Here is a 21847-nt window from a genome sequence, read left to right on the forward strand (position 1 = left end):
AACCGTTTCGATATCAAAAAATGATTATGTAAAATTAAAAAAACCATTTTAACCAATGACGAGAACAGTATTATTAATATCAATTTTCGTAATATTATTTACTAGTTGTAGAAAGGATGACGATTCTAAATCATCTTGCATACGAATGTAAATGCCCTGACATTAACTCATGATAATCAAATAAGAGAATATATTCTGTATGTGCCCAGTTCTTATAATGAGGCCTCTCAAACCCCTGTAATGTTTAACTTTCATGGGTATGGTGGAACAGCAAGTGATTATATGAACTATGCAGACATGAGAACCTTATCTGAGTCAAAAGGTTTTATTTTGGTATACCCTCAGGGTTCTTGTTTGGAAGGTAATTCACATTGGAATCCAAGCTTACCTTCTTCCGACAACAAAAGTGATGCAGACGATTTAGGTTTTATAGAAGTATTAATTAACCAACTGTCTAATAATTATAACATCGACTTAGAACGAATATATGCTTGTGGTTATTCAAACGATGCTATGTTAGCCTACGGACTTGCATGTTATAAAAGTAATTTAATAGCTGCCATAGGGTCAGTTTCAGGAACAATGTTAGACACAAACTGTAACCCTTCATACCCAATACCAGTGATAAGTATTCATGGAACATCAGATGGAGTGTTGCCATATAATGGTAATTCTGAATATAATTCTGTCGAAACTATTCTTAGTTTTTGGAAAAATTTTAATAATACAAATACAACTCCGATGGTAAATAGTGTAAATGATAATGGAACAACGATTGAACATTATATTTATGCCGATGGAGATAACAGTACATCTGTAGAACATTATAAAGTTATTGATGGTGATCATGTTTGGTTTAACATGAGTTATCAGGGAGCAAATACTAGCAAGTTAATCTGGGAATTTGTATCAAAATACAATATTAGCGGATTGATATAATTTTATAGAGGTCAGTAGATAATTTCATAACTTGTATGTCAATAAAAATAGGGATTTTATGGAAATTTTCAAGGGTCAAAACCTTTTAGAGTTCGCTGAACGCTTTAAAACAGATGTAGATTGCAAAGCATATCTAGGTCAAATCAAGTGGAAAGAGGGTTATGTATGTCGTAAATGTGGTAATACCAGTTACCAAGTACGTAAGAACTTTTCAAGAACATGCAATAAATGTGGTGATACAGAAAGCCCAACGGCTAACACCATTTTTCACAGAGTGCGATTTGGTGTACGAAAAGCCTTTTTTATCTGTTTTGAAATGGCAACTACCACCAAGAGTTTATCAGCTACACAAATGGGTGTACGCTATGGTATTACAGAAAAGACAGCACGATTGTTTATGCTTAAAGTAAGAGAAGCTATGGCTTCTAGTGAAAATAACCCTATGGATGGTCATGTACAGGTTGATGAATTTGTGTTGGGTGGTTATGAGCAAAACAAGATAGGTCGTAGTTATGATGCTAAGAAAAAGAAGGCTATTACTGCTGTTGAGTTCACAGACCAGGGCAAAGTAAAGCGTATGTATGCTTTAAACATCAAAGATTTTTCTGCACAATCGTTGCAATATATGTTCATTAAGCATATTGATAGAAAGGCTCAAGTAATCACTCACAAATGGAAAGGCTACAGGCCTATTGCAAAAGCCTATAACATTACCCAGATTGATAGCGACAAAGGATTAAACTTTAAAGCCTTACATACGATGATTCATCAAATAAAATCATGGATTAGGACAACTTATTCTTGGGTAAGTGAGTTTAATCTAAACCGATACTTTAATGAGTTTTGTTTTAGAATTAATCGCTCGCAAAACAAAAACACAATATTCAATAACTTAATAACTAAAATGGTCATGAGTGATAAAATTTATCAAAGTGAAATTATATGTAACTAACTACTGACCTCTATAATTTTAATAAACGAATCTATAAAATACGTATAAAAAATAATCTCATGAACAATAAAATTAAAAAAGGATTGCCTTTATCACTTTTTATTTTAGTAGCAATTATTTCTTGCTCCAAAAATGAAGATGTAGACACTACACCACCAAGTCCACTATCTGTAATTTCAGTTACTCCAACAAACGGTGGAGGAATTATTACATATAACCTTCCTTCTGATGATGATATTTTATATGTGAAAGCAGTATATACAAACTCCCAAGGAGAGGAAGTTTTTAGAGTTGCCAGTAAACACAATACTACTATAGAAATAGACGGTTTAAATCAAAATACGCCTGTTAATGTAAAATTATATGTGATAGATGAAAGCGAAAATATATCGCAAAGTGTAGCAATAGATTTTACGCCACTTGAGTCCTTTATTTTTTTAGTGCAGGAAAGTATTCAAATAACTCCAGATTTAGGAGGTGTTAAAATTACCTGGGAAAATATCGCTTCAAAAACAGTTTTTGTATACGTACATATTTTAAACGGAAGTAATGAAATCATTCGAATTTTATCTTCAAATAATGTACAAGAAAGTATTTTTATAAGAGGATTAGAATCTGTAGAAATGACCTTTTCTACAAAGGTTGAAGATTTTGACGGAAATATAACAGAGCTAGAAGAAAAAGGTAGATATACACCTCTTTTTGAAGAAAAAATTGATAAATCTACCTGGACTTCGGTAGCCTCACAATCTATAAATGGCAATGCTTATGAAGGAAGAACTGTAAATTTTTGGGATGATATTGTAGATACTGTAGATACAGATGCTGATAATAGTTATTTTATTATTACTAGAGATAATAATGGCGGAAGTTTAAATTGGCCTTTAGATATTGTTATCGATTTTAATAAAAATGTAAAAATTCAAAGATTTAAAGTATGGCAAAGAGCATATTGGTATCAAGGAGGTGGAGTTACATATCATTATCAAGAAGAAAATATAAAATCATTTGATCTATATGCTAGTACTGATGCTCAAACATGGAGCCTATTAGGGCAATTTGATATTGGTGACCCAAGAGACGGGGCAGGAAACATTTCCGCTTCGGCTTTTCAAGAAGCTATAGACGGGCACGAATTTAGTCTACCCAATACATCAGATTAATTTAGATATTTGAAGTTTTCAATTACTTCAAATTATGGTAGTACTCAAATAACAGTGGGTTCAGAAATAACGTTATTTGGTTTAGATAATTTATAATACAAGTACTTAATGATTCGAATAAAAAAATATTTTTTCCCCTTATTTCTTGTTTTTATAGTTTCTGTAAATGCTCAATGTTTACGAACCTTAGGAAAGAAAATTATAAATACGAATGGAGATGAGGTTTTATTAAAAGGAGTTGGTTTAGGCGGATGGATGCTACAAGAAGGGTATATGATGAATTCCTCTGGAGCTGCAGATACTCAACATGAATTTATGGAAAAATTAACTGCACTTATTGGCGCAGATGAGACAGCGGTATTTTACAATAATTGGCGTCAAAATTTTGTTACTGAGCAAGATATAGATTCAATTGCAGCATGGGGTTTTAATAGTATCAGATTACCTATGCATTATAACTTATTTACATTACCCATAGAAGATGAACCTGTAGAAGGAGAAAACACATGGTTAACTACTGGTTTTGATATGGTAGATGAACTATTATCTTGGTGCGAGTCTAACCAAATTTATCTTATTTTAGATTTACACGCAGCACCAGGTGGTCAAGGAGAGGATGCCGCCATTTCTGACTATGATGACTCATTGCCATCTCTATGGGAGAGTACTTTGAACCAAGACAAAACAGTAGCTTTATGGGGGAAACTTGCAGAACGGTATAAAGACAAAGAATGGATAGGTGGTTACGATCTATTGAATGAGGTCAATTGGGGTTTAGGAACAAATGTACTTCGAAACTTCTATATAAGAGTTACAAACGAAATTAGAGCAGTAGATTCAAATCATATTATTTTTATTGAAGGAAATGGGTTTGCAAATGACTTTTCCGGTTTAACACCTCCTTGGGATGCTAATATGGTCTACAGTCCACACAAATATTGGACCTATAATGACACTGCTTCCATTCAATGGGTGTTAGATATTAGAAATCAGCATAATGTACCTCTTTGGCTTGGAGAATCTGGTGAGAATTCTAATGTTTGGTATAGAGATGCTATTAACTTATTTGAAGATAACAATATTGGTTGGGCTTGGTGGCCTTGGAAAAGAATTGAAACTATTGTAAGCCCTTTTTCAGTAAATTCAAATTCAAATTACGAAGCTATTATCAATTATTGGAAAGGAGAAGGACCCCAACCTTCTGTGGCTAATGCAATTCAAGGATTAACACAATTAACTAATGATTTATTGGTAGATAATAATGTGTATTATAAAGATGTAGTAGATGCTATATTAAGGCAGCCGCAAGATGAAACCCATATACCTTACTCTAATCATACAATACCTGGAGTAATTTATCTTTCTGATTTTGATTTAGGCACAAACGAAATTGCGTATTCAGATGTTGATAACGCAAATTATTCTTTATCAACTGATCAATTTCAAGCATGGAATTCTGGTTGGACGTATAGAAATGATGGTGTAGATATTCAAACAAACACAGATAATGTGAATAGTAATGGTTATCATATTGGATATGTTAAAGATAAAGAATGGTTAAAATATACTGTAAATATTGAAGATACAGGTTTTTATAATATGAATTTTAGATATGCAACACCACAATCTGGAGCAAAAATAAAATTCTTTATAAATGATGTTGACATTGCAGGTGCTGTGGATTTAGGAAATAGTGGCGGTTGGAGTAATTTTGTAAATCATTATATAAATAATACTTATTTAGAAGCAGGTGAACAAGTTTTAAAAGTACAAATTGATGGAAGTCCTGAATTTAATATGAGTAGTATTGAATTTCTAACATCAACAGATCCTGTTCCAACATTTCAAGTATTAAGCGCTAATACAAACGATGATGAAAAGTCTATACAAATTGTTTTAAATCATCCGACTAATCAACCAACATTAACAAATAATTTGTTTGAAGTCAAAGTAAATAACGAATCAAGAGCTATAGAAGTTGTAGAAACGGATGCTTCCAGTACTAGATTAATTATCATAAAGTTAGTAGATTATTTATTCTATCAAGATGATATTAAAGTAAGTTATAACGGAACTAATATTACATCAATATATAACTCAACTTTAAATACTTTTGAAAATTTACCGGTAAATAACAATCTAATAACTAGATTGTTAATCCCAGGTAAAATACAAGCTGAGGATTATACAAATCAAATTGGTTTACAAATAGAAGACACTTCAGATACTGGGGCAGGACAAAATATTGGTTACACAGATGCAGGTGATTATGCAGAGTATTTGATTTACATAGCTGAAAACAGAAACTACAATTTAAATCTCAGAACAGCTGCTCAATCTAGTGCTGGAAAAATTGAATTTGAACTTATAAATAATGGGACAATACAAAGTATATCAGTAATAGATTTACCAGTTACCGGAGGTTGGCAATCGTGGCAGACAACAACTACACAAGTTACTTTAAATGCGGGAATATATACTTTAAAAATGAAAGTTTTAGAAGCCGGTTTTAATATCAATTGGTTTGAATTTGAATTTACAAGTAGTTTAAGTATTGGCGATGTAGCAGAAAATAAAATAGCAATTTTTCCAAATCCAGTTTCAGAAAACTACCAGATAAAATTAAATAATCAACGAATTATTAAAAACCTTAAAATTATTGATGTTAATGGTCGTTTGGTAAAAAAAGTAAATATATCTAATAATGTTTATAATTTATCAAATTTAAAATCCGGTGTTTATTTTCTATTGATAGAAACAGATAAAGGGCATTTTCAAAAGAAATTAATCAAAAAATAGGTATCTAAATTGTTTGAAGAAAATAGCGCAACCTTTTTGGATTTGCAACAAAAATTCGGACACTTTTTTAAAGACTATACTGTCGCTTGTTCTTTAAATTCTTTACTATAAACTCGTTTTTTTATTTGATAAAAATATTTACTTAACAGCAAATATCCTTAAATTCTGTGTCACAGTAAATGTAGGTATTCCAAAAATGATACCAGTTATTATTTGAAGAGACCTTTGCAGCCAAATCAATTTTAATACGGAATATATTCCTATTTTGCAAAGGTCTCTTGAAATTACTGTAAAAGAAAATGATGATTTTTTCTTTATTGGAGTTAGAAGAATAAAGGATAGCCTTAGTTACGGTTCCTTTTTATGGCGAACAAGAAAGGGGAAAAGGGTATTTTATTACGGTAATTTCAAGTGATAAATGGTATGACATGAGACTCGAAAAAATCAGTAAATCTTGAAAAAGCAAAACCTCAAAAAATTCAAATTAATTTTTCAAAGGTCTCTATATCAATTTTATTTCTATTTTTACGTTCCTATAACAATATCTCCCCGGATTACATGTTGTTATAAGTAGCTTTTTTCAATGAGTAGGACGTATAAAATAGGGGTATTTCTTTTTATTTTTTTCCTTGCATATGCATGCGGAACAAAAAAAAATACGTTCATTTCCAGAAACTACCACGCATTGACAACAAAGTTTAATATCCTTTTTAACGGAAATGAATATTTTAAGAAAGGGATAGAAGAAATTAATGCAAAATACGAAGACGATTTCTGGGAGCTTTTACCCATAGAGCCCATTAAATTTGATGAAGACAAAATAGAGGCTTTAGAACGTCCCTCTGCAACTACGGGATTTGGCGGAGGACCGGGAGAAAACTTTAACACCGGTAACAGTTCTAAAGAAAAACCCGTAAAAAGTGCATCTAATTTTGAAAGAGCCGAAGAAAAAGCGGTAAAAGCTATTCAGCGTCATTCCATGAATATTAACGGAAGAGAACGAAACAGGCAAATTGATGATGCCTACCTGTTGTTAGGAAAATCAAGATATTATTCACAGCGATTCATTCCGGCAATAGATGCGTTTAATTATATAATTACCAACTATCCGGGTGCAAATCTCATTAATGAAACAAAAATATGGAGAGCAAAATCAAATATTAGAATAGATAATGAAGAATTTGCCATAGAATCATTAAACATACTTCTTAATAATGAAGAAAGCTTATCGGATGAGATTAGAGAACAAGCACATACGGCCATAGCTATGGCCTATTCAAAAATAGACAGCACACAATTAGTCATAGAACATTTAAAACTAGCCATAAGGACTCAAAAAAATAGAAACCAGACAGCCAGAAACATGTTTATTTTAGGTCAAATATACGCCTTGGAAAATCAAAAAGATTCTGCGGTTATGGCTTTTCAAAAATTAGTTAACTTCAAAAAAAGCCCGTATAAATATCGAATTTATGCCAATATGGAGATAGCAAAAAATGCATCGGGAGATTCATTGAATGTAGCCTTGATAAAACGCTTTGGTAAACTGATAAAGAACAGAGATAACAGACCCTATTTGGATGGTTTGTACTTTCAAACCGGAGTATTACAAGAAAATAGAGATAGTGTTGGAAAAGCTATAGCGTATTACAACAAATCCCTAAGAACACCAAAAGGAACAGCAAAACAAAAAACCTACGGATATGAAAGGCTTGGAAATATTTATTTTAAAAATACAGAATACCTTCTGGCAAGTTCTTACTACGACAGCGTTTTAAAAGTTGCCAAAGATTCTAATAATTTAAGAATCAGGAGAATTAAAAGAAGATATAAAAGCCTGGAATCTTTGATCGCTTTTGAAAAAACACTGAAACACAATGACAGTATTCTGAAATTAGTATCATTGTCTAAAGAAGAGCAAATACAATTTTTTGAAAAGTATGTAGCGGAAATAAAAGCGGCCGATGAAGCTTTGGCTCAGCAACAACTAAACAACCTTTCCTTTGGAAGTGCTTTCGGCTCCGGATCTCAGCAATCCTTCGGCAATAAAGGAAAATGGTATTTCTACAATACCCAATCTATGGGTTTTGGAGAGGTGGAATTTCAAAGAATATGGGGAAACAGACCTTTGGAAGATAACTGGAGATGGTCCGATAAAACAAAAATTAATTTACAAAAAGACGACACAAAAGATACCGTTACTGTTGATAAAAGCAAATATGATGTAAATACTTATATAAGCAAAATCCCTACGGAAAAGAAAGAAATAGATTCATTAATCTATTTTAGAAATGAAGCATTGTTTGAATTGGGCCTGATATACAAAGAGCAATTTAAAAAACCGGATGCATCAACAAATTACTTGGAAAGACTATTGGAAAACCAACCTGATTCGAGTCTGGTTTTACCGGCAAATTACCACCTGTATCAATTATATAATAATGCAAATGATTTAAAATCAGAGAAATATAAAAATTATATTCTCGATAACTACGCCGATACGAAATTTGCACAGCTTATCAAATTCCCCGGAAAAGAAATAGAAGAAGAGGAAAAAGAATTGTCGGAAACAGAAAAGTTTTATAAGCAAATGTACTATCTGTATAAAGAAGATGAATTTGAAAATGTACTATGCGAAATTGATCAAATACTACCCACTATAGCAAATTCAAAATTAATTCCTAAATTTGAACTTCTAAAAGCATACGTCATAGGGAAATATCAAGGAGAAGCAACCTATAAAGAAGCACTGGAGTATGTTGCCATACAATATCCAAGAACAGAAGAAGGAAAAAAAGCAAAAGAAATATTAATTAGATTAAAAAAGTAACCCCAATGCTCAGCAATAAAGGGAAACCCAAAGTAACAAAAGTCATGGAGAGAAATGTAATAGCTAAAAACACATCGATTATTGGAGAGATTAAATCGGAAGGAGATTTCAGGATAGACGGAGTGCTAGAAGGAGCCTTAAAAACAAATGGAAGGATTATTATCGGAACAGATGGTTTTATCAAAGGGAAAGTAGATACAAATGATGCAGATATCGAAGGGAGATTTTCAGGAGAATTGACTGTAAATAAAACATTATCGCTCAAAGGCACAGCAAATATCTCCGGAGATGTGGTTACGGGAAAGTTATCTGTTGAACCGGGAGCTGTTTTTAATGCAACATGCTTAATGAAAGGAGCAGTTAAAGAACTCAGTCAGCAACATGATTCACAAAAAGCGACCATCGAACAAACAGCTTAAAAATATTGCTAAATTCTCAGGGTTAGGTCTTCAAATGATACTGGTGATTGGAGTAGGTGTCTTTTTAGGAATTGAGTTGGATGAAGTTTTTTCTAACTCATATCAGATTTTTACCCTTATTTGCTCACTGGTATTTTTAGGAATAGCCGTATACTATGTAGTCAAACAAGCTACACACCTTTCAAATTCCAAAGAAGAATAAATGATCAAAGACATCAGCGATTTTACGATTACATTACTCATTCTTTCCGGAATACTTCTGGGGACACACTACTATATTCTAAACCAGTTTGAAGATAAAATACTCAGTATTCCCATTTGGTCAATCTATCTGTTTCATACCATTTTAGTCTTGCTTTTTTACATAATCATACGATATAAAGATAAGCATACAAGTGAAAAGAGTTTTCAAACATTTATTATCTTAACATTTTTTAAAATGATCTTTATCCTTGTATTCTTAATTCCGCTGTTTCAAGGAAAATCCAAACACCCGGAAATAGAAGTATGCAACTTTTTTATCCCGTATTTTATCTTCTTGATTTTTGAAATTTTCAGCATCCGTAAATTTCTTAAAAAAAGAGAAAACATGTAGCTTATTTAGTTTGCTAATTTATGATAATGTACGTACCTTTGCAGCGAATTTTTAAGCAGGGTATTATTAATCATGACAGCAAATGTTAATCAGTATATACAAGACACTTTTAGTAAGCTTTTTTTTGATAACTCCTCTCTCTGTATTTTCTACTGAAAAAGATAGGATTCAAGAAAAACCCTTTAATACTTCAGAACTTATTTTTCATCATATCAAAGACAGCCATGGCTTCCATATCGCAGGCCATATTTCCATGCCGTTACCTGTTATTTTATGGACGGACAAAGGATTAGTTACATTTATGTCCGGTGAATTTCACCATGATACGGAAGGAAAAACAGTAGTGACCAAAAAAGGATTGAAGTTTGTAAATATTCACGAAAAAATATATCAATTAAACGAAGGAGCAACAACCGTTGAATTTGGTCAGGAATCTCGTCCGTTAAACGCAACAAGGCCTATAGACTTCTCCATTACAAAAAATGTTTTTTCTTTGTTTTTGTCTATTATAGTAATGCTTCTGGTATTTCTCACAGTTGCAAAATCATATAAAAAATCAACTACCGGCTTACCAACGGGTATAGGGAAGTTTATGGAACCTATTATACTGTTTATAAGAGATGAGGTAGCCATCCCTAATATAGGTAAGAAATACAACAGATATATGCCGTTCTTACTAACGCTGTTTTTCTTTATTTGGTTGAACAATATATTTGGCTTGATTCCTTTTTTCCCTTTCAGCAGTAATTTAAGCGGAAATATAGCCTTTACCATGACACTTGCTGCCGTTACATTTATCATTACACTTTTCAGCAGTAAAAAATACTATTGGAAGCATATGCTTTGGATGCCGGGATTGCCAATACCCATGAAATTATTTTTAGCTCCTATAGAATTTATGGGAATGTTTATAAAACCAATAGCCTTAACCATACGTTTGTTTGCAAATATAACTGCAGGACACATCATTGTTTTAAGTCTGGTTTCATTGACGTTTATTTTTCAAAATTATATCGTCGGAGCAGGGTCTGTATTGTTTGTAGTATTTATCAGTATTATAGAAGTGCTGGTAGTAGCTATTCAGGCCTATATATTTACCATGTTGTCGGCACTGTATTTTGGGCAGGCATTAGAAGAAGTACATTAATTAATTTTTTAAATATTTAAACTATGAGTTTAGCATTATTACAAGAAGCCGCAGTTAGCTATGGTGCTTTTGCAGCCATCGGAGCAGGTTTAGCTGCCATCGGTGGTGGAATTGGAGTAGGTAAAATTGGTGCAGCCGCTATGGAAGCAATGGCGCGCCAACCGGAAATGCAAGGAAAACTACAAGGTTCGGCAATCGTACTTATTGCCTTTATTGAGGCAGTAGCTCTTTTTGGAGTTGTAGTATCATTTCTTGTTGCAAAGTAAAACCAACAAACAAAGGTGTAATGGTTGGTTGCACCTTTGTTTAGTTCATTTTAAACTAATTAGTTAAACACATACATATGGATTTAATTACTCCGGAATGGGGACTTATCTTTTGGACGGGGATTGCGTTTTTACTCCTGCTTTTTATATTGAAAAAGTTTGCGTGGAAACCTATCTTAAATGCTGTAAATGAACGAGAAGAGAGCATAAAAGAAGCGTTGGCATCCGCAGAAGCAGCCAAAAAAGAAATGCAAAATTTACAAGCCGATAATGAACAGCTACTTAAAGAAGCAAGGCTGGAGAGAGATGCATTGATGAAAGAAGCCCGCGAAATAAGAGATAAAATAATTACCGAGGCAAAAGATGAAGCTAAAGAAGTTACAGCCAAGTTAATTCAAAATGCACAAACATCCATAGAACAGGAAAAACAAGCAGCTTTGTCGGCATTAAAACATCAGGTTGCCGAATTGTCCATAGGAATAGCAGAAACGGTTGTAAAGAAAGAACTAGCTTCCAAAGACGATCAACTAAAACTAGTTGAAGATTTATTACAGGATGTTACGCTAAAGTAAATGTTTTATGAAAGGAACAAGAGCTGCATTGCGTTACGCAAAGGCAATTTTAAATCTGGCAAAAGATGCCAAAAAAGAATCTGAGGTTAATGATGATATGCTGTTAGTAGCATTGACCATCTCAGAAAACAATGAATTGGATATAATGCTAAAAAGCCCCATCGTTAAGGCAGCAGACAAAAGCAATGTCCTTAAAGCATTGTTTGCAAAAAAGGTAAACAATATTACGTTAGGGCTGTTTCTTCTACTGGAAGAAAACAAACGTTTGGGTATTTTAGAAATGGTGGCAAACCACTATACGATTATTTATGACCACCTAAAAAGTATTGAAATTGCTAAAGTTACCACAGCAGTTCCGCTAACTAAAAACATTGAAAAAGAAGTATTGGAAAAGATTGTTGAGTTAACAGGCAATCAGGCAAGTATGGAAAACGTAGTAAATCCGGCTATTTTAGGAGGCTTTGTACTACGCGTAGGAGATATACAATACGATGCAAGTATCTCCAATTATTTAAATGAATTAAGAAAGGAATTTGATCACAGCGATTATATTCCAAAAATTTAAAATCAAATAGTTGAAATTATATGTTAGATATTACAAGTCAAAGCTTTGTTTATAGCATCCGGTATCTAGCGTCTAGTATCTAAAATCTAAAGTAGATGGCAGCAATCAAACCCGCTGAAGTATCAGCAATTTTAAAGCAACAATTAACCAATTTCGAGGCAAAAGCTACATTAAACGAAGTAGGAACCGTTTTACAGGTAGGAGACGGTATTGCCCGTGTATACGGATTATCAAATGTACAATACGGAGAGTTAGTGGAGTTTGAAAACGGACTAGAAGGAATTGTCTTAAACTTGGAAGAAGACAATGTCGGAGTAGTACTACTGGGGGCTTCTACTGCTATCAAAGAAGGGTCAACCGTAAAACGTACGGAAAGAATCGCATCTTTAAAAGCAGGAGAAGGAGTGGTAGGACGAGTGGTGGATACTTTAGGGAATCCCATTGACGGTAAAGGGCCTATTGAAGGAAAAACATTTGAAATGCCTCTGGAGCGCAAAGCACCGGGAGTTATCTATCGTGAACCGGTGACAGAGCCTTTACAAACCGGTATCAAATCTATTGATGCGATGATCCCAATAGGACGAGGGCAGCGTGAGCTGATTATCGGAGACCGTCAAACAGGAAAATCTACGGTTGCATTAGACACCATCTTAAACCAGAAAGAATTTTATGATGCCGGAAATCCCGTATACTGTATCTATGTGGCGATCGGGCAAAAAGCTTCTACAGTTGCAGCCATTGCAAGTATGCTGGAAGAAAGAGGAGCCCTCGCTTACACAACAATTGTTGCTGCCAATGCATCTGATCCTGCACCCATGCAAGTATACGCACCATTTGCCGGAGCTGCAATAGGGGAATACTTCAGAGATACGGGCAGACCCGCATTAATTATTTACGATGATCTGTCTAAACAAGCCGTTGCTTACCGTGAGGTATCGCTATTGTTAAGAAGACCTCCGGGACGTGAAGCATATCCTGGAGACGTATTCTACTTACACTCAAGGTTATTAGAACGTGCTGCCAAAGTAATTAATGATGATGCTATTGCCTCACAAATGAACGATGTCCCTCCCTCTTTACAAGGACAAGTAAAAGGAGGAGGATCTCTAACAGCATTGCCAATTATTGAAACACAGGCAGGAGACGTATCGGCATATATTCCAACCAATGTAATTTCAATTACCGATGGTCAGATTTTCTTAGAATCAGACTTGTTTAATTCAGGTGTTCGTCCGGCAATCAATGTGGGTATCTCAGTATCCCGTGTGGGAGGTTCTGCACAGATCAAATCAATGAAAAAAGTGGCAGGAACACTAAAATTAGATCAGGCGCAATACCGTGAACTCGAAGCATTTGCTAAATTCGGTTCCGATTTGGATGCCGCAACCATGAACGTAATTGAAAAAGGAAAACGCAATGTAGAGATCTTAAAACAAACACAAAACGACCCTTATACGGTAGAAGATCAGGTAGCCATCATTTATGCAGGGTCTAAAAACCTGTTAAAAGATGTTCCTGTAAATAAAGTAAAACAGTTTGAAAGAGATTATATTGATTATTTAAACGCAAAGCACAGAGACGCTTTAGATACACTAAAATCAGGGAAACTGACTGATGAGGTAATTGCAACACTGGAAAGTGCCGCAAAAGAAATTTCCGGTAATTACTAATAAGTTACGAGTGCTGAGTTATGGAATTATGAGTAAGTTGAATGAAAGCCTGATTAGAATAAAAAGTTTTCAATTTGCTTGTAAGATAGTGATGTATTGTGACACTCTTAAAAAGAATAAAGATTTTGAACTAGCCTCTCAGTTGTTACGAAGTGGAACAAGTATTGGAGCCAATACAAGAGAGGCCCAAAGAGGAGTTGGTAAAAAAGATTTTAAAAACAAGTTTGATATCGCTTTAAAAGAAGCGGATGAAACTAAATATTGGTTAGAAATTTTAGAAGCAACAAGAAGATAAGTACCTGATGAAATGAAAAGTAACTGTGAAGAGCTAATAAAAATATTGGTTTCAATCATCAAAAACTCATAACTTAAATTATGGCAAACTTAAAAGAAATACGTAACAGAATTAACTCCATAGGTTCAACGATGCAGGTTACCAGTGCTATGAAAATGGTATCGGCCGCAAAGTTGAAAAAAGCTCAAGATGCTATCACGACAATGCGCCCTTACTCATCTAAGCTAACAGAATTGTTACAAAATTTAAGTGCAACGCTAGACAGTGATGCAGGCGGAGTTTATTCCAAACAACGACCGATTTCTAAAGTATTGTTGGTCGTGATTACGTCAAACAGAGGCTTATGTGGTGGATTTAATTCATCCGTAATTAAAGAAACCATTAAAAATATCGAAGAAAATTATCAAGCACAGGAAGTCGATTTGCTGACAATTGGCAAAAAAGGAAACGATATTTTATCAAAAACGCATACTGTTATTGACAACAGAAATGATGTTTTTGATGATTTAACGTTTGATCATGTTGCTGAAATTGCAGAAAAAATAATGGCCTTATATGTGAATGGAGCTTATGATAAAGTAGAAATTGTTTATAACAGGTTTAAAAATGCAGCAACCCAAATATCGCAGATAGAGCAGTTCTTGCCCATTAAACCCGTAGAAAATAAAACAAATATAAATTCAGATTATATCTTTGAGCCCTCCAAAGAAGAAATTGTATTGGAATTGATTCCCAAATCATTAAAAACCCAGTTATACAAAGCCGTCAGAGATAGTTTTGCTTCTGAGCACGGAGCTCGTATGACGGCGATGCACAAAGCAACGGACAATGCAAAAGAATTACGCGACGATTTATTACTAACCTATAATAAAGCACGTCAGGCAGCCATTACGAATGAAATTCTGGAAATTGTCGGCGGAGCAGAAGCACTGAATAATTAGTGTTATTTTTTACTGTTTTAAAACGTTGACTCTTTTCAACTTGGAGCTTTCCAATTTTCAACTTTTTAACTTTCAACTATCTGATTCTAAATCTAATAACCTTTTATACGTTTCATCAGTATCAACATCAAAGAAAGGCACCTCAGAAGTTGACATTAAAATTTCATCTTGGTATTTATTTACTATGGATTTGGCTCCTTTCTCACCTGTTAACAAAGACAGTTCATGGAATAACGATTTATCAAAAATAGCAGGAACGCCGGAAAGATTTTTATAAGCTGTCAGGATGATTCTTTTTTTACTATTAGTGGCCAATGCTATGAGTTGTGTATACCGCTGTGTAGTTATTAAAGGCAAATCTCCCAATGTAACTAAAACCCTGTGAAAATCGTTTTTAGCAGCAATATATGCAACCCCTTTAGCCAGAGAATCTCCCATTCCTTTTTTCCAATCAGCATTTTTTATGACGGTAACAGGTTGGTTTTTAATAGATTGAAAAACACTCTCAACATATGCACCAATCATCACAAAAATCCCGGCATTTTTGATAGGGATTAATTGCTCAATTATATAATTTAAAAGTACTGTTTCTTTATAAGGCAGTAGTTGCTTGGGCTTTCCAAACCTTTCGGACGCACCTGCAGCAAGAATTAAAATAGCGGTTTTTGACATTACTGGTGGATTCCTACAGGTTTATCTTTTAAAAATAGCGGTTTTTGATTTCTCATAACCGCTAATATTTCGGCCATTATGGAAATGGCTATTTCCTGTGGTGTTTCCGCACCGATATTAATCCCGGCAGGGCCATGAATGTTTTCTATAAAGGGTTCATCCAAGTCAGGATAATATTCAAATAATTGGGTAATTAGCTTTTCTCTTCTACCGGCAGGACCTAATAAACCCAAATAAGGAATGTTTTTATCTCGTAAACTTCCCAGATACTTCAGGTCTTTGGCAAAACTATGTGTCATAATTACCACCGCTGTTTGAGCATCTGTTTTTTCTTTGGAAAATAGCTCCTCATCAATGCCCAAATAAGCAGAGGCTCCCGGAAAGTTTTCAATGGACTTAGACTCATCCGGCGGAGCCACAATAGTAACCTCCCAACCGGTATTGACCGCATATGTACACAAAGCCACTGCATCGTGCTCACAACCTACAATGAACAATTTATATCCGGGAGCTATTGTTTGATGAAACTCATCTAACAAAGGGTCGTCTGAAAAGTTATTAAAAACAGGATAAGCATCATCTGAAAATACAAAAGTAGAATACCCTTTATCCCTGGGCACCTCTTGTTTGGAAAATTTGGTTTTTATATCAAATGGCTCTCTGGACTTCCATTGCTTTTCAAAAGCATCGTAAAAATTAACCGGAGGGTTAAAAGGTTCAATAAGAATATACAAAACTCCTTCACAACCTAACCGATATCTGCCATCATAGCATATTAACTTCGGAATAGCTGTTTTAAAAACACTTTGTGCCTGTCGCAAAATTTCTTTTTCTATACAGCCACCACTCACCGCGCCGGTCATTTTTCCATTTTCCTGAATACTCATTCTCACTCCGGGCTTTCTATACGAAGAACCTTCTAAAGCCACTACGGAAACAAAAACGGTTTTCAGGTTGTTTTCTCCCGAAATTTGCGCAGTACGGATGATCTCTTTTAGTTCGTGCAACATAGTTCATCATTTTTATTTTTCTCAAAAAAATACAGTTGAAAAGTCAGAAAGTCAGAAAGTCAGAAAGTTGAAAAGTGTAAAGTAAAAATCTTATATTTTTAACTTTGAGAACTTTAATACCAACTTTCCGATGTATCATAAATTTTATTTATAGTGCTATAAGAAAAATTGATGATACAACACTTATAATCAATACTTTAACAAATCCCGAATCCGGAATTTAGAACTTGAAACTGTATAAAACACCAAAGTACAAATTTTAGAGAACTCATTTAATTTTTTTTGATGAGTAATTTTATTTTCAAATTACCCTTTTTTATACCGTATAGCATTTCTTACCAAATTTCAGCAGATCACAACCACTTATAAAGTTTTAACTGCCGGTTTCTCAATTCTACTTGCAGTACATGGTAATCCACAGTAATTTTTAGGCTGAATTTCAACTGTAAAAGATATTATTTTAACAATGAATAAAATCAGCTTACCCATTTCCATTATTGCCGTATTGCTTTCTGTGGTTTCTTTTTTTTACAACAACTCAAGTTCGGGTCAGGTATACGTAGATGTCAATAAACTCATAGAAGGCTACAACCGTCACTACTAACACCGTAAATGGTATCGGAGATTCAAGGGAAATCAAAAGACACCAGTCTGGACAACAATCCAAGCTTGGTAGATTATGATAATTATAACGTACAAGGGCAGGGAATTTCAGGCAATATGTCTCCCGTCAATCTTAGAAATTATCCTTTGTTGAGCTACAACAATGACTTTCAGAAACAGGGCCTGAGCTATTTGGATATCAACTGACGAGTGGTTGTGGAGAATCAGAATTGCCACTGAATTACAAAGCAAAGCACCTTGTAATAAGATTCTAATGTCAACCATTGTAGCAGTGATTCCACCAACACTTATAAGGTGGTAGCCGATAACTTCATTTTTATTATTCAAGTAAAGAGCATAAAAATGTTCCCTGTAATTGATTTGTGATATTGGCAAAATCTGACGAATGACTTTGGATGTGTCACTGGAAGATTTGATGCAGCGAAATTGAATTTGTAATTTCTTTTTATAGCTTAGTTGAACTTCGCCAAAAGTATTTGATATAGCATTTTGTTTTCCCATCGAACATGATTTTAAGATTATTTGGCTTTTTAAATCGAAAGGAAAAGTTTTGCTATGAGGAATTGGAATAACATTTACAGAATAAATGTTTATGCCGAGAAATATCGTAGGCAAAGCTTTGATTAAAGGTTATTTTTGACAAATAAGCCTTAAAAAAAAGTATGAGAAAACAAAATGAAAGTCCTTACTAAAATCAAGATGAATTAAGTGTTGGAAATTTACTTTTGTTACATTCATTATAGGGATACAAATATTTTTAGGTATCTTAAAAACGATTTTTCAAGAGCCTCAATTTTTAACTATGGCATTTTATTCTGATAGCAATTGGTTAATTCTTTTTGACTAACATAAATTACTGGAAACCTGTGTTTGGTAAGCTAAAGGTTTTATCCCCAATAATCATAAATTTTTCATAAAAATTTTGTTTAACACATTTTTTTCTAGCTTTGCACTGAATAGAGATTGAAAAAAGTTCTATGAGTATTTCCATTTCATAATAAGCGACTAATAAATTAACCCCTTTTTTCAGGGCCTTTGGTTTTTATGTAAAAGAAACTCTGCTTTTTTCAAGATTACTAACATTAATTTTAAATTTTTATTCTATGAAAAAAGTATTCTTATTGGTTGTGTTATTGTTTTTCACCCTTCTCTGTTTTAGTCAAAACCCTGATGAATTTGAATTACAGAGTTATGAAAATAATGTTAAAACCATTATTTCGCCTACTGTATCTTCTTTAGGAAGTTATTCATATGCACCAGTTAGTTTAGCCAGAGGAGAAACTAATATTTCTATCCCAATATGGAATATTACTGGGAATAGTATTTCATTGCCTATAAGTATGTCATACCGTCAAGGAGTAAAAATTGAAAACACATCTGAATATACAGGTCATAATTGGAGTTTAATGGCAGGAGGTGTTATAACAAGAAGAGTTCTTGGGGAAGTCGATCCATTTCCTAGGTTAGATTTGGCAAATCCATTAACGTATCAAGAAACTATAAGTGTAGATTCTAGGCAGTATGATGTCGCTCCAGATGTTTTTAGCTATAATTTTAGCGGTTATACGGGGCAGTTGGCATTGAAAAATGATTTAGTTACTCCATATTTCATAAAGGAACAGCGTAATTGGAAATTTGTGCTTAATAATGATGTAATAGAAATAACAACAGAAGATGGAACTAAATATATTTTTAGAGATACAGAGACATCTACTATTGAAAGAGAGGGTGGGCTTATATTACGAGGAGGACATAATCGTTGCCTGGTTTCTATCTGAAATAATTTCATCATCTACAAATGAAAAGATTACTTTTGAATACACTAGTCATACAATTAATTACCCGATTTTAGGTAATAATTCTTTAGAGATTGATCCAGCTAGTAATTCTGCTGTTAAGGTTCAAGAATATATTATTTATCCAGATATTTCTACAAAAAGAGTTCGCCGTATAAACCTAATATCAAATGATGTTAAAATTAGTGAAGTTGTTTTTGATTCAAATAAATCCCGAAATGATATATCAGGAAATGCCTTAAGTAAGATTTCTGTTTTTCAAGGAAATACACTTCTTAAATATTTTAATGTCAACATAGAAAATGTAAATAATGAGAGAATTTTCTTAGAATCAATTCAGGAGTTTTCAGGGGATGGACTTTCTTCAAAACCACCTTATGAATTTGAATATATCAATGAAAACTTATTGCCCGGTCGGATGGAATATCTAGCAGACCATTGGGGATATTATAGTGCAAATGGAACAGAATTTCCATACTTAGCTCAATTTCCATGGAGAAGCGCAAAATCCAAAGAACCTAGTGATTATGCAATGTACGGGTCACTTAAAAAAATAGTATTTCCTACGGGGGGTCTAATACGTTTGAATATGAATTAAATGAGTATTACGATGATAATTTACAGGTGTCCGTTAAAGGAGGTGGAATAAGAGTGAAGTCACAGCAAATATCAAGCGAGAATAATACACATACTATTTATTATAACTATGATGCGCATGATCAACTTGGTAATTCATTAAATAGGAGTAATGGGCAAATCAGCGAAAAGCCTATAACCCATTTATTTACACCAAGAGGTCAGTATAAAGATTTTCAACCCTACTCTTTTGGGTTAGTAGTGTCATGTGAGCAAGATGATAGCTGGGGATTAGGAACAAATAATTTGTTTGCTAAAACTGGAGCTATTCAATATACAGCTGGTCCAGTGTTTAATTGTACTGATAAGATTGATATATACAGTAGATATACCGTAAAATCAAAGCCTTATCAAATTGGAAACTCTACAATTGTATATAAACAAGTAAGGCAAGAAGAGGTTGGCAGAGGATTTAAAGTTCATAGCTTTCATGGGTACACTCAAAGTGAGATAAAAATGAATATTGATGTTACATATCAAAGTGGTTCGCACGTTAACATGGCTTATGGGCCCGATGATATGAATGCAAGCTACGGATGGCCATATACGGGTGTTTTTCTTACTAATTCTACGGTGGGTAAGCCTGAATCTGTCTCTACATATAGAATTAACGAATCTGATGTTCCTGTTTTGCTGAAAAAAGAAATGTTTGAATACATGATTGATTCCAAAGAAATTTTAAGAACGGGTATTGTAGAAAACCTGTTTGGCATTGTATTCACTGGAGTTAGCCATCTAAATAAAGAATTTTGTTTAATGGAGAGTAAAACTTCTATTACATATGACAATGATGGAAATAATCCTGTTACCAATAAAATTGAATATGAATATAATCCATATAAAACTCATTTTTTACCTGTTAAAATAACAACTACTAATAGTTTAGGAGGTCAAATTACCAAAAAATTCAAATATTCTATAGATTATTCTAATGATGATTTTGGTTATTCATCTTCAATTAATATTTCGGATTTAAAAGCTAAAAATATTTTTGGCCCTATTGAAGAACAAAAATGGGAAGCACAATCAGGTAATTTAGCACGAGAATTAATTCAAGCAAACCTCTATATTTATGATAAGGTCTCTAATGAAGATTTATACCAACCCATAAAAATATTAAATTTTGAAAACATTAACTTATATTCAGGTTCATATTTCAGTGCAGAATTGAATAGAAATGGATACCCTAAAATTGATTGGTTTAACGATTATACCAATGCCTCATACGATCTCAAACAGGAAATAGGTTATTATGATTCTGGAAACATCAAACATATAAGTAAGAAAGACGGTTCTAAAACATACTATATATGGGGATATAATAATTCACAACTTTTTGGCTATTTCGGAGTGACCATGCCACTGATTTCGGTCAAACAGTGCCACTCATAGAAGTATTGCAATAATAGTTAAAATTTAGTTTTTATCATTTTGTAAAATGGTTTTTCTCATTGATTCACCTTCGAGCATTATTCTATGTGATGAGTTGACGATACGGTCTAAAATGGCATCAGCAATAGTACCTTCTCCTATAGTTTCATACCAAGCTGACACAGGTATTTGTGATGCTATTATAGTTGATGATTTTCCATGTCTGTCATCTATAATATCCATTAACGCCTCACGAGCATGATTATCAAAACTCTGAATCCCAAAATCATCAAGTATTAAAAGTTCAACTTTTAAGATTCTATTAAGTTCTCTGAGGTAGGTTCCATCAATTTTACAAAGTTTTAGTCTTTTAAACATTCTGGCAGTATTTTGATACAGTGTTTTTATGTTGTAACATACAGCTTTGGTGTCCCAAAGCTTGTGCGATATAGCTTTTACCTACGCCAGATGCACCTGTTATAATAATATTTTCCTGTCGTTTAAGGAAGTCTAATGTGACTAAGTGGACTTGCTACATTTAGAGTGACAAAGAGTTAAGCTAATTTTATCTAAAATAACTTAACC

Annotated in this window: 19 protein-coding genes and 3 pseudogenes; 18 read left to right on the plus strand and 4 right to left on the minus strand. The window is 33.6% G+C overall.

The features are described from left to right. Positions 1-55: 55 nt before the first annotated feature. The 14 genes and pseudogenes from GKR88_08985 to atpG all read left to right on the plus strand — a co-directional run bounded on the left by GKR88_08985 (position 56) and on the right by atpG (position 15153). Positions 56-939: pseudogene (locus GKR88_08985) on the plus strand (hypothetical protein). A gap of 58 nt (positions 940-997) precedes the next feature. After that, on the plus strand, positions 998-1891 hold the full coding sequence (locus tag GKR88_08990) for an IS1595 family transposase (protein QMU64408.1): 894 nt from the start codon (positions 998-1000) through the stop codon (positions 1889-1891). A gap of 59 nt (positions 1892-1950) precedes the next feature. Continuing rightward, positions 1951-3054, plus strand: coding sequence for a DUF4959 domain-containing protein (locus GKR88_08995; protein QMU64409.1), 1104 nt, complete (start codon positions 1951-1953; stop codon positions 3052-3054). A 108-nt stretch (positions 3055-3162) separates the two neighbouring features. Next, positions 3163-5853, plus strand: a complete 2691-nt coding sequence (locus GKR88_09000; protein ID QMU64410.1) for a carbohydrate-binding protein — start codon at positions 3163-3165, stop codon at positions 5851-5853. A gap of 583 nt (positions 5854-6436) precedes the next feature. Further along, complete coding sequence (locus GKR88_09005) at positions 6437-8683, plus strand: tetratricopeptide repeat protein (GenBank protein QMU64411.1); 2247 nt, start codon at positions 6437-6439, stop codon at positions 8681-8683. Positions 8684-8688: 5 nt separating this feature from the next. Next, positions 8689-9102 carry a polymer-forming cytoskeletal protein gene (locus tag GKR88_09010; GenBank protein QMU64412.1) on the plus strand — a complete coding sequence of 138 codons (414 nt, stop codon included), beginning with the start codon at positions 8689-8691 and terminating at the stop codon, positions 9100-9102. After that, entirely contained in the window at positions 9065-9304 is a 240-nt protein-coding gene (locus tag GKR88_09015; protein QMU64413.1) for a hypothetical protein, read from the plus strand. The genes GKR88_09010 and GKR88_09015 overlap by 38 nt, the downstream gene beginning before the upstream one ends. 475 nt (positions 9305-9779) lie before the next feature. Further along, positions 9780-10844: a F0F1 ATP synthase subunit A gene (atpB, locus tag GKR88_09020; protein QMU64414.1), complete on the plus strand. Its 1065-nt coding sequence runs from the start codon at positions 9780-9782 to the stop codon at positions 10842-10844. A gap of 23 nt (positions 10845-10867) precedes the next feature. Beyond that, positions 10868-11110, plus strand: a complete 243-nt coding sequence (atpE, locus tag GKR88_09025) for an ATP synthase F0 subunit C (protein QMU64415.1) — start codon at positions 10868-10870, stop codon at positions 11108-11110. A gap of 77 nt (positions 11111-11187) precedes the next feature. Continuing rightward, the gene (locus GKR88_09030; protein ID QMU64416.1) at positions 11188-11682 is read left to right on the plus strand and encodes a F0F1 ATP synthase subunit B; all 495 of its coding nucleotides are present in this window, start codon (positions 11188-11190) and stop codon (positions 11680-11682) included. 7 nt (positions 11683-11689) lie between these two features. Further along, positions 11690-12247 carry an ATP synthase F1 subunit delta gene (gene atpH, locus GKR88_09035; protein ID QMU64417.1) on the plus strand — a complete coding sequence of 186 codons (558 nt, stop codon included), beginning with the start codon at positions 11690-11692 and terminating at the stop codon, positions 12245-12247. A 95-nt stretch (positions 12248-12342) separates the two neighbouring features. Beyond that, the gene (locus GKR88_09040; protein QMU64418.1) at positions 12343-13917 is read left to right on the plus strand and encodes a F0F1 ATP synthase subunit alpha; all 1575 of its coding nucleotides are present in this window, start codon (positions 12343-12345) and stop codon (positions 13915-13917) included. 28 nt (positions 13918-13945) lie between these two features. After that, a pseudogene (locus GKR88_09045) lies at positions 13946-14284 on the plus strand (four helix bundle protein). Positions 14285-14292: 8 nt separating this feature from the next. Next, positions 14293-15153, plus strand: coding sequence for an ATP synthase F1 subunit gamma (atpG, locus tag GKR88_09050; protein ID QMU64419.1), 861 nt, complete (start codon positions 14293-14295; stop codon positions 15151-15153). Between the two features lie 72 nt (positions 15154-15225). On the opposite strand, the gene GKR88_09055 is transcribed toward atpG, so the two are convergent. Together GKR88_09055 and GKR88_09060 are read right to left on the minus strand one after the other, a co-directional pair. Beyond that, the gene (locus GKR88_09055) at positions 15226-15825 is read right to left on the minus strand and encodes an NTP transferase domain-containing protein (GenBank protein QMU64420.1); all 600 of its coding nucleotides are present in this window, start codon (positions 15823-15825) and stop codon (positions 15226-15228) included. Beyond that, on the minus strand, positions 15825-16835 hold the full coding sequence (locus GKR88_09060) for an XshC-Cox1-family protein (GenBank protein QMU64421.1): 1011 nt from the start codon (positions 16833-16835) through the stop codon (positions 15825-15827). The genes GKR88_09055 and GKR88_09060 overlap by 1 nt, the downstream gene beginning before the upstream one ends. 466 nt (positions 16836-17301) lie before the next feature. On the opposite strand from GKR88_09060, the gene GKR88_09065 reads away from it, so the two are divergent. Further along, the gene (locus GKR88_09065) at positions 17302-17439 is read left to right on the plus strand and encodes a hypothetical protein (GenBank protein QMU64422.1); all 138 of its coding nucleotides are present in this window, start codon (positions 17302-17304) and stop codon (positions 17437-17439) included. Positions 17440-17546: 107 nt separating this feature from the next. Here the strand turns inward: GKR88_09065 and GKR88_09070 are convergent, their stop codons facing one another. Next, positions 17547-17960: a DNA repair protein gene (locus GKR88_09070; protein QMU64423.1), complete on the minus strand. Its 414-nt coding sequence runs from the start codon at positions 17958-17960 to the stop codon at positions 17547-17549. Between the two features lie 602 nt (positions 17961-18562). Between GKR88_09070 and GKR88_09075 the strand changes: the two genes are divergently transcribed. From GKR88_09075 to GKR88_09085, 3 genes are read left to right on the plus strand one after another with little or no spacing between them, the layout of a single operon-like run. Then, entirely contained in the window at positions 18563-19237 is a 675-nt protein-coding gene (locus GKR88_09075; protein QMU64424.1) for a hypothetical protein, read from the plus strand. Then, positions 19176-19853: a hypothetical protein gene (locus tag GKR88_09080; GenBank protein ID QMU64425.1), complete on the plus strand. Its 678-nt coding sequence runs from the start codon at positions 19176-19178 to the stop codon at positions 19851-19853. Before GKR88_09075 ends, GKR88_09080 begins: the two co-directional genes overlap by 62 nt. A gap of 53 nt (positions 19854-19906) precedes the next feature. Beyond that, positions 19907-21283, plus strand: a complete 1377-nt coding sequence (locus tag GKR88_09085; GenBank protein ID QMU64426.1) for a hypothetical protein — start codon at positions 19907-19909, stop codon at positions 21281-21283. Positions 21284-21307: 24 nt separating this feature from the next. Here the strand turns inward: GKR88_09085 and GKR88_09090 are convergent. Then, positions 21308-21749, minus strand: a pseudogene (locus GKR88_09090) (hypothetical protein). Positions 21750-21847: the final 98 nt, after the last annotated feature.

This window comes from Flavobacteriaceae bacterium, assembly GCA_014075215.1.
Lineage (GTDB): Bacteria > Bacteroidota > Bacteroidia > Flavobacteriales > Flavobacteriaceae > Polaribacter.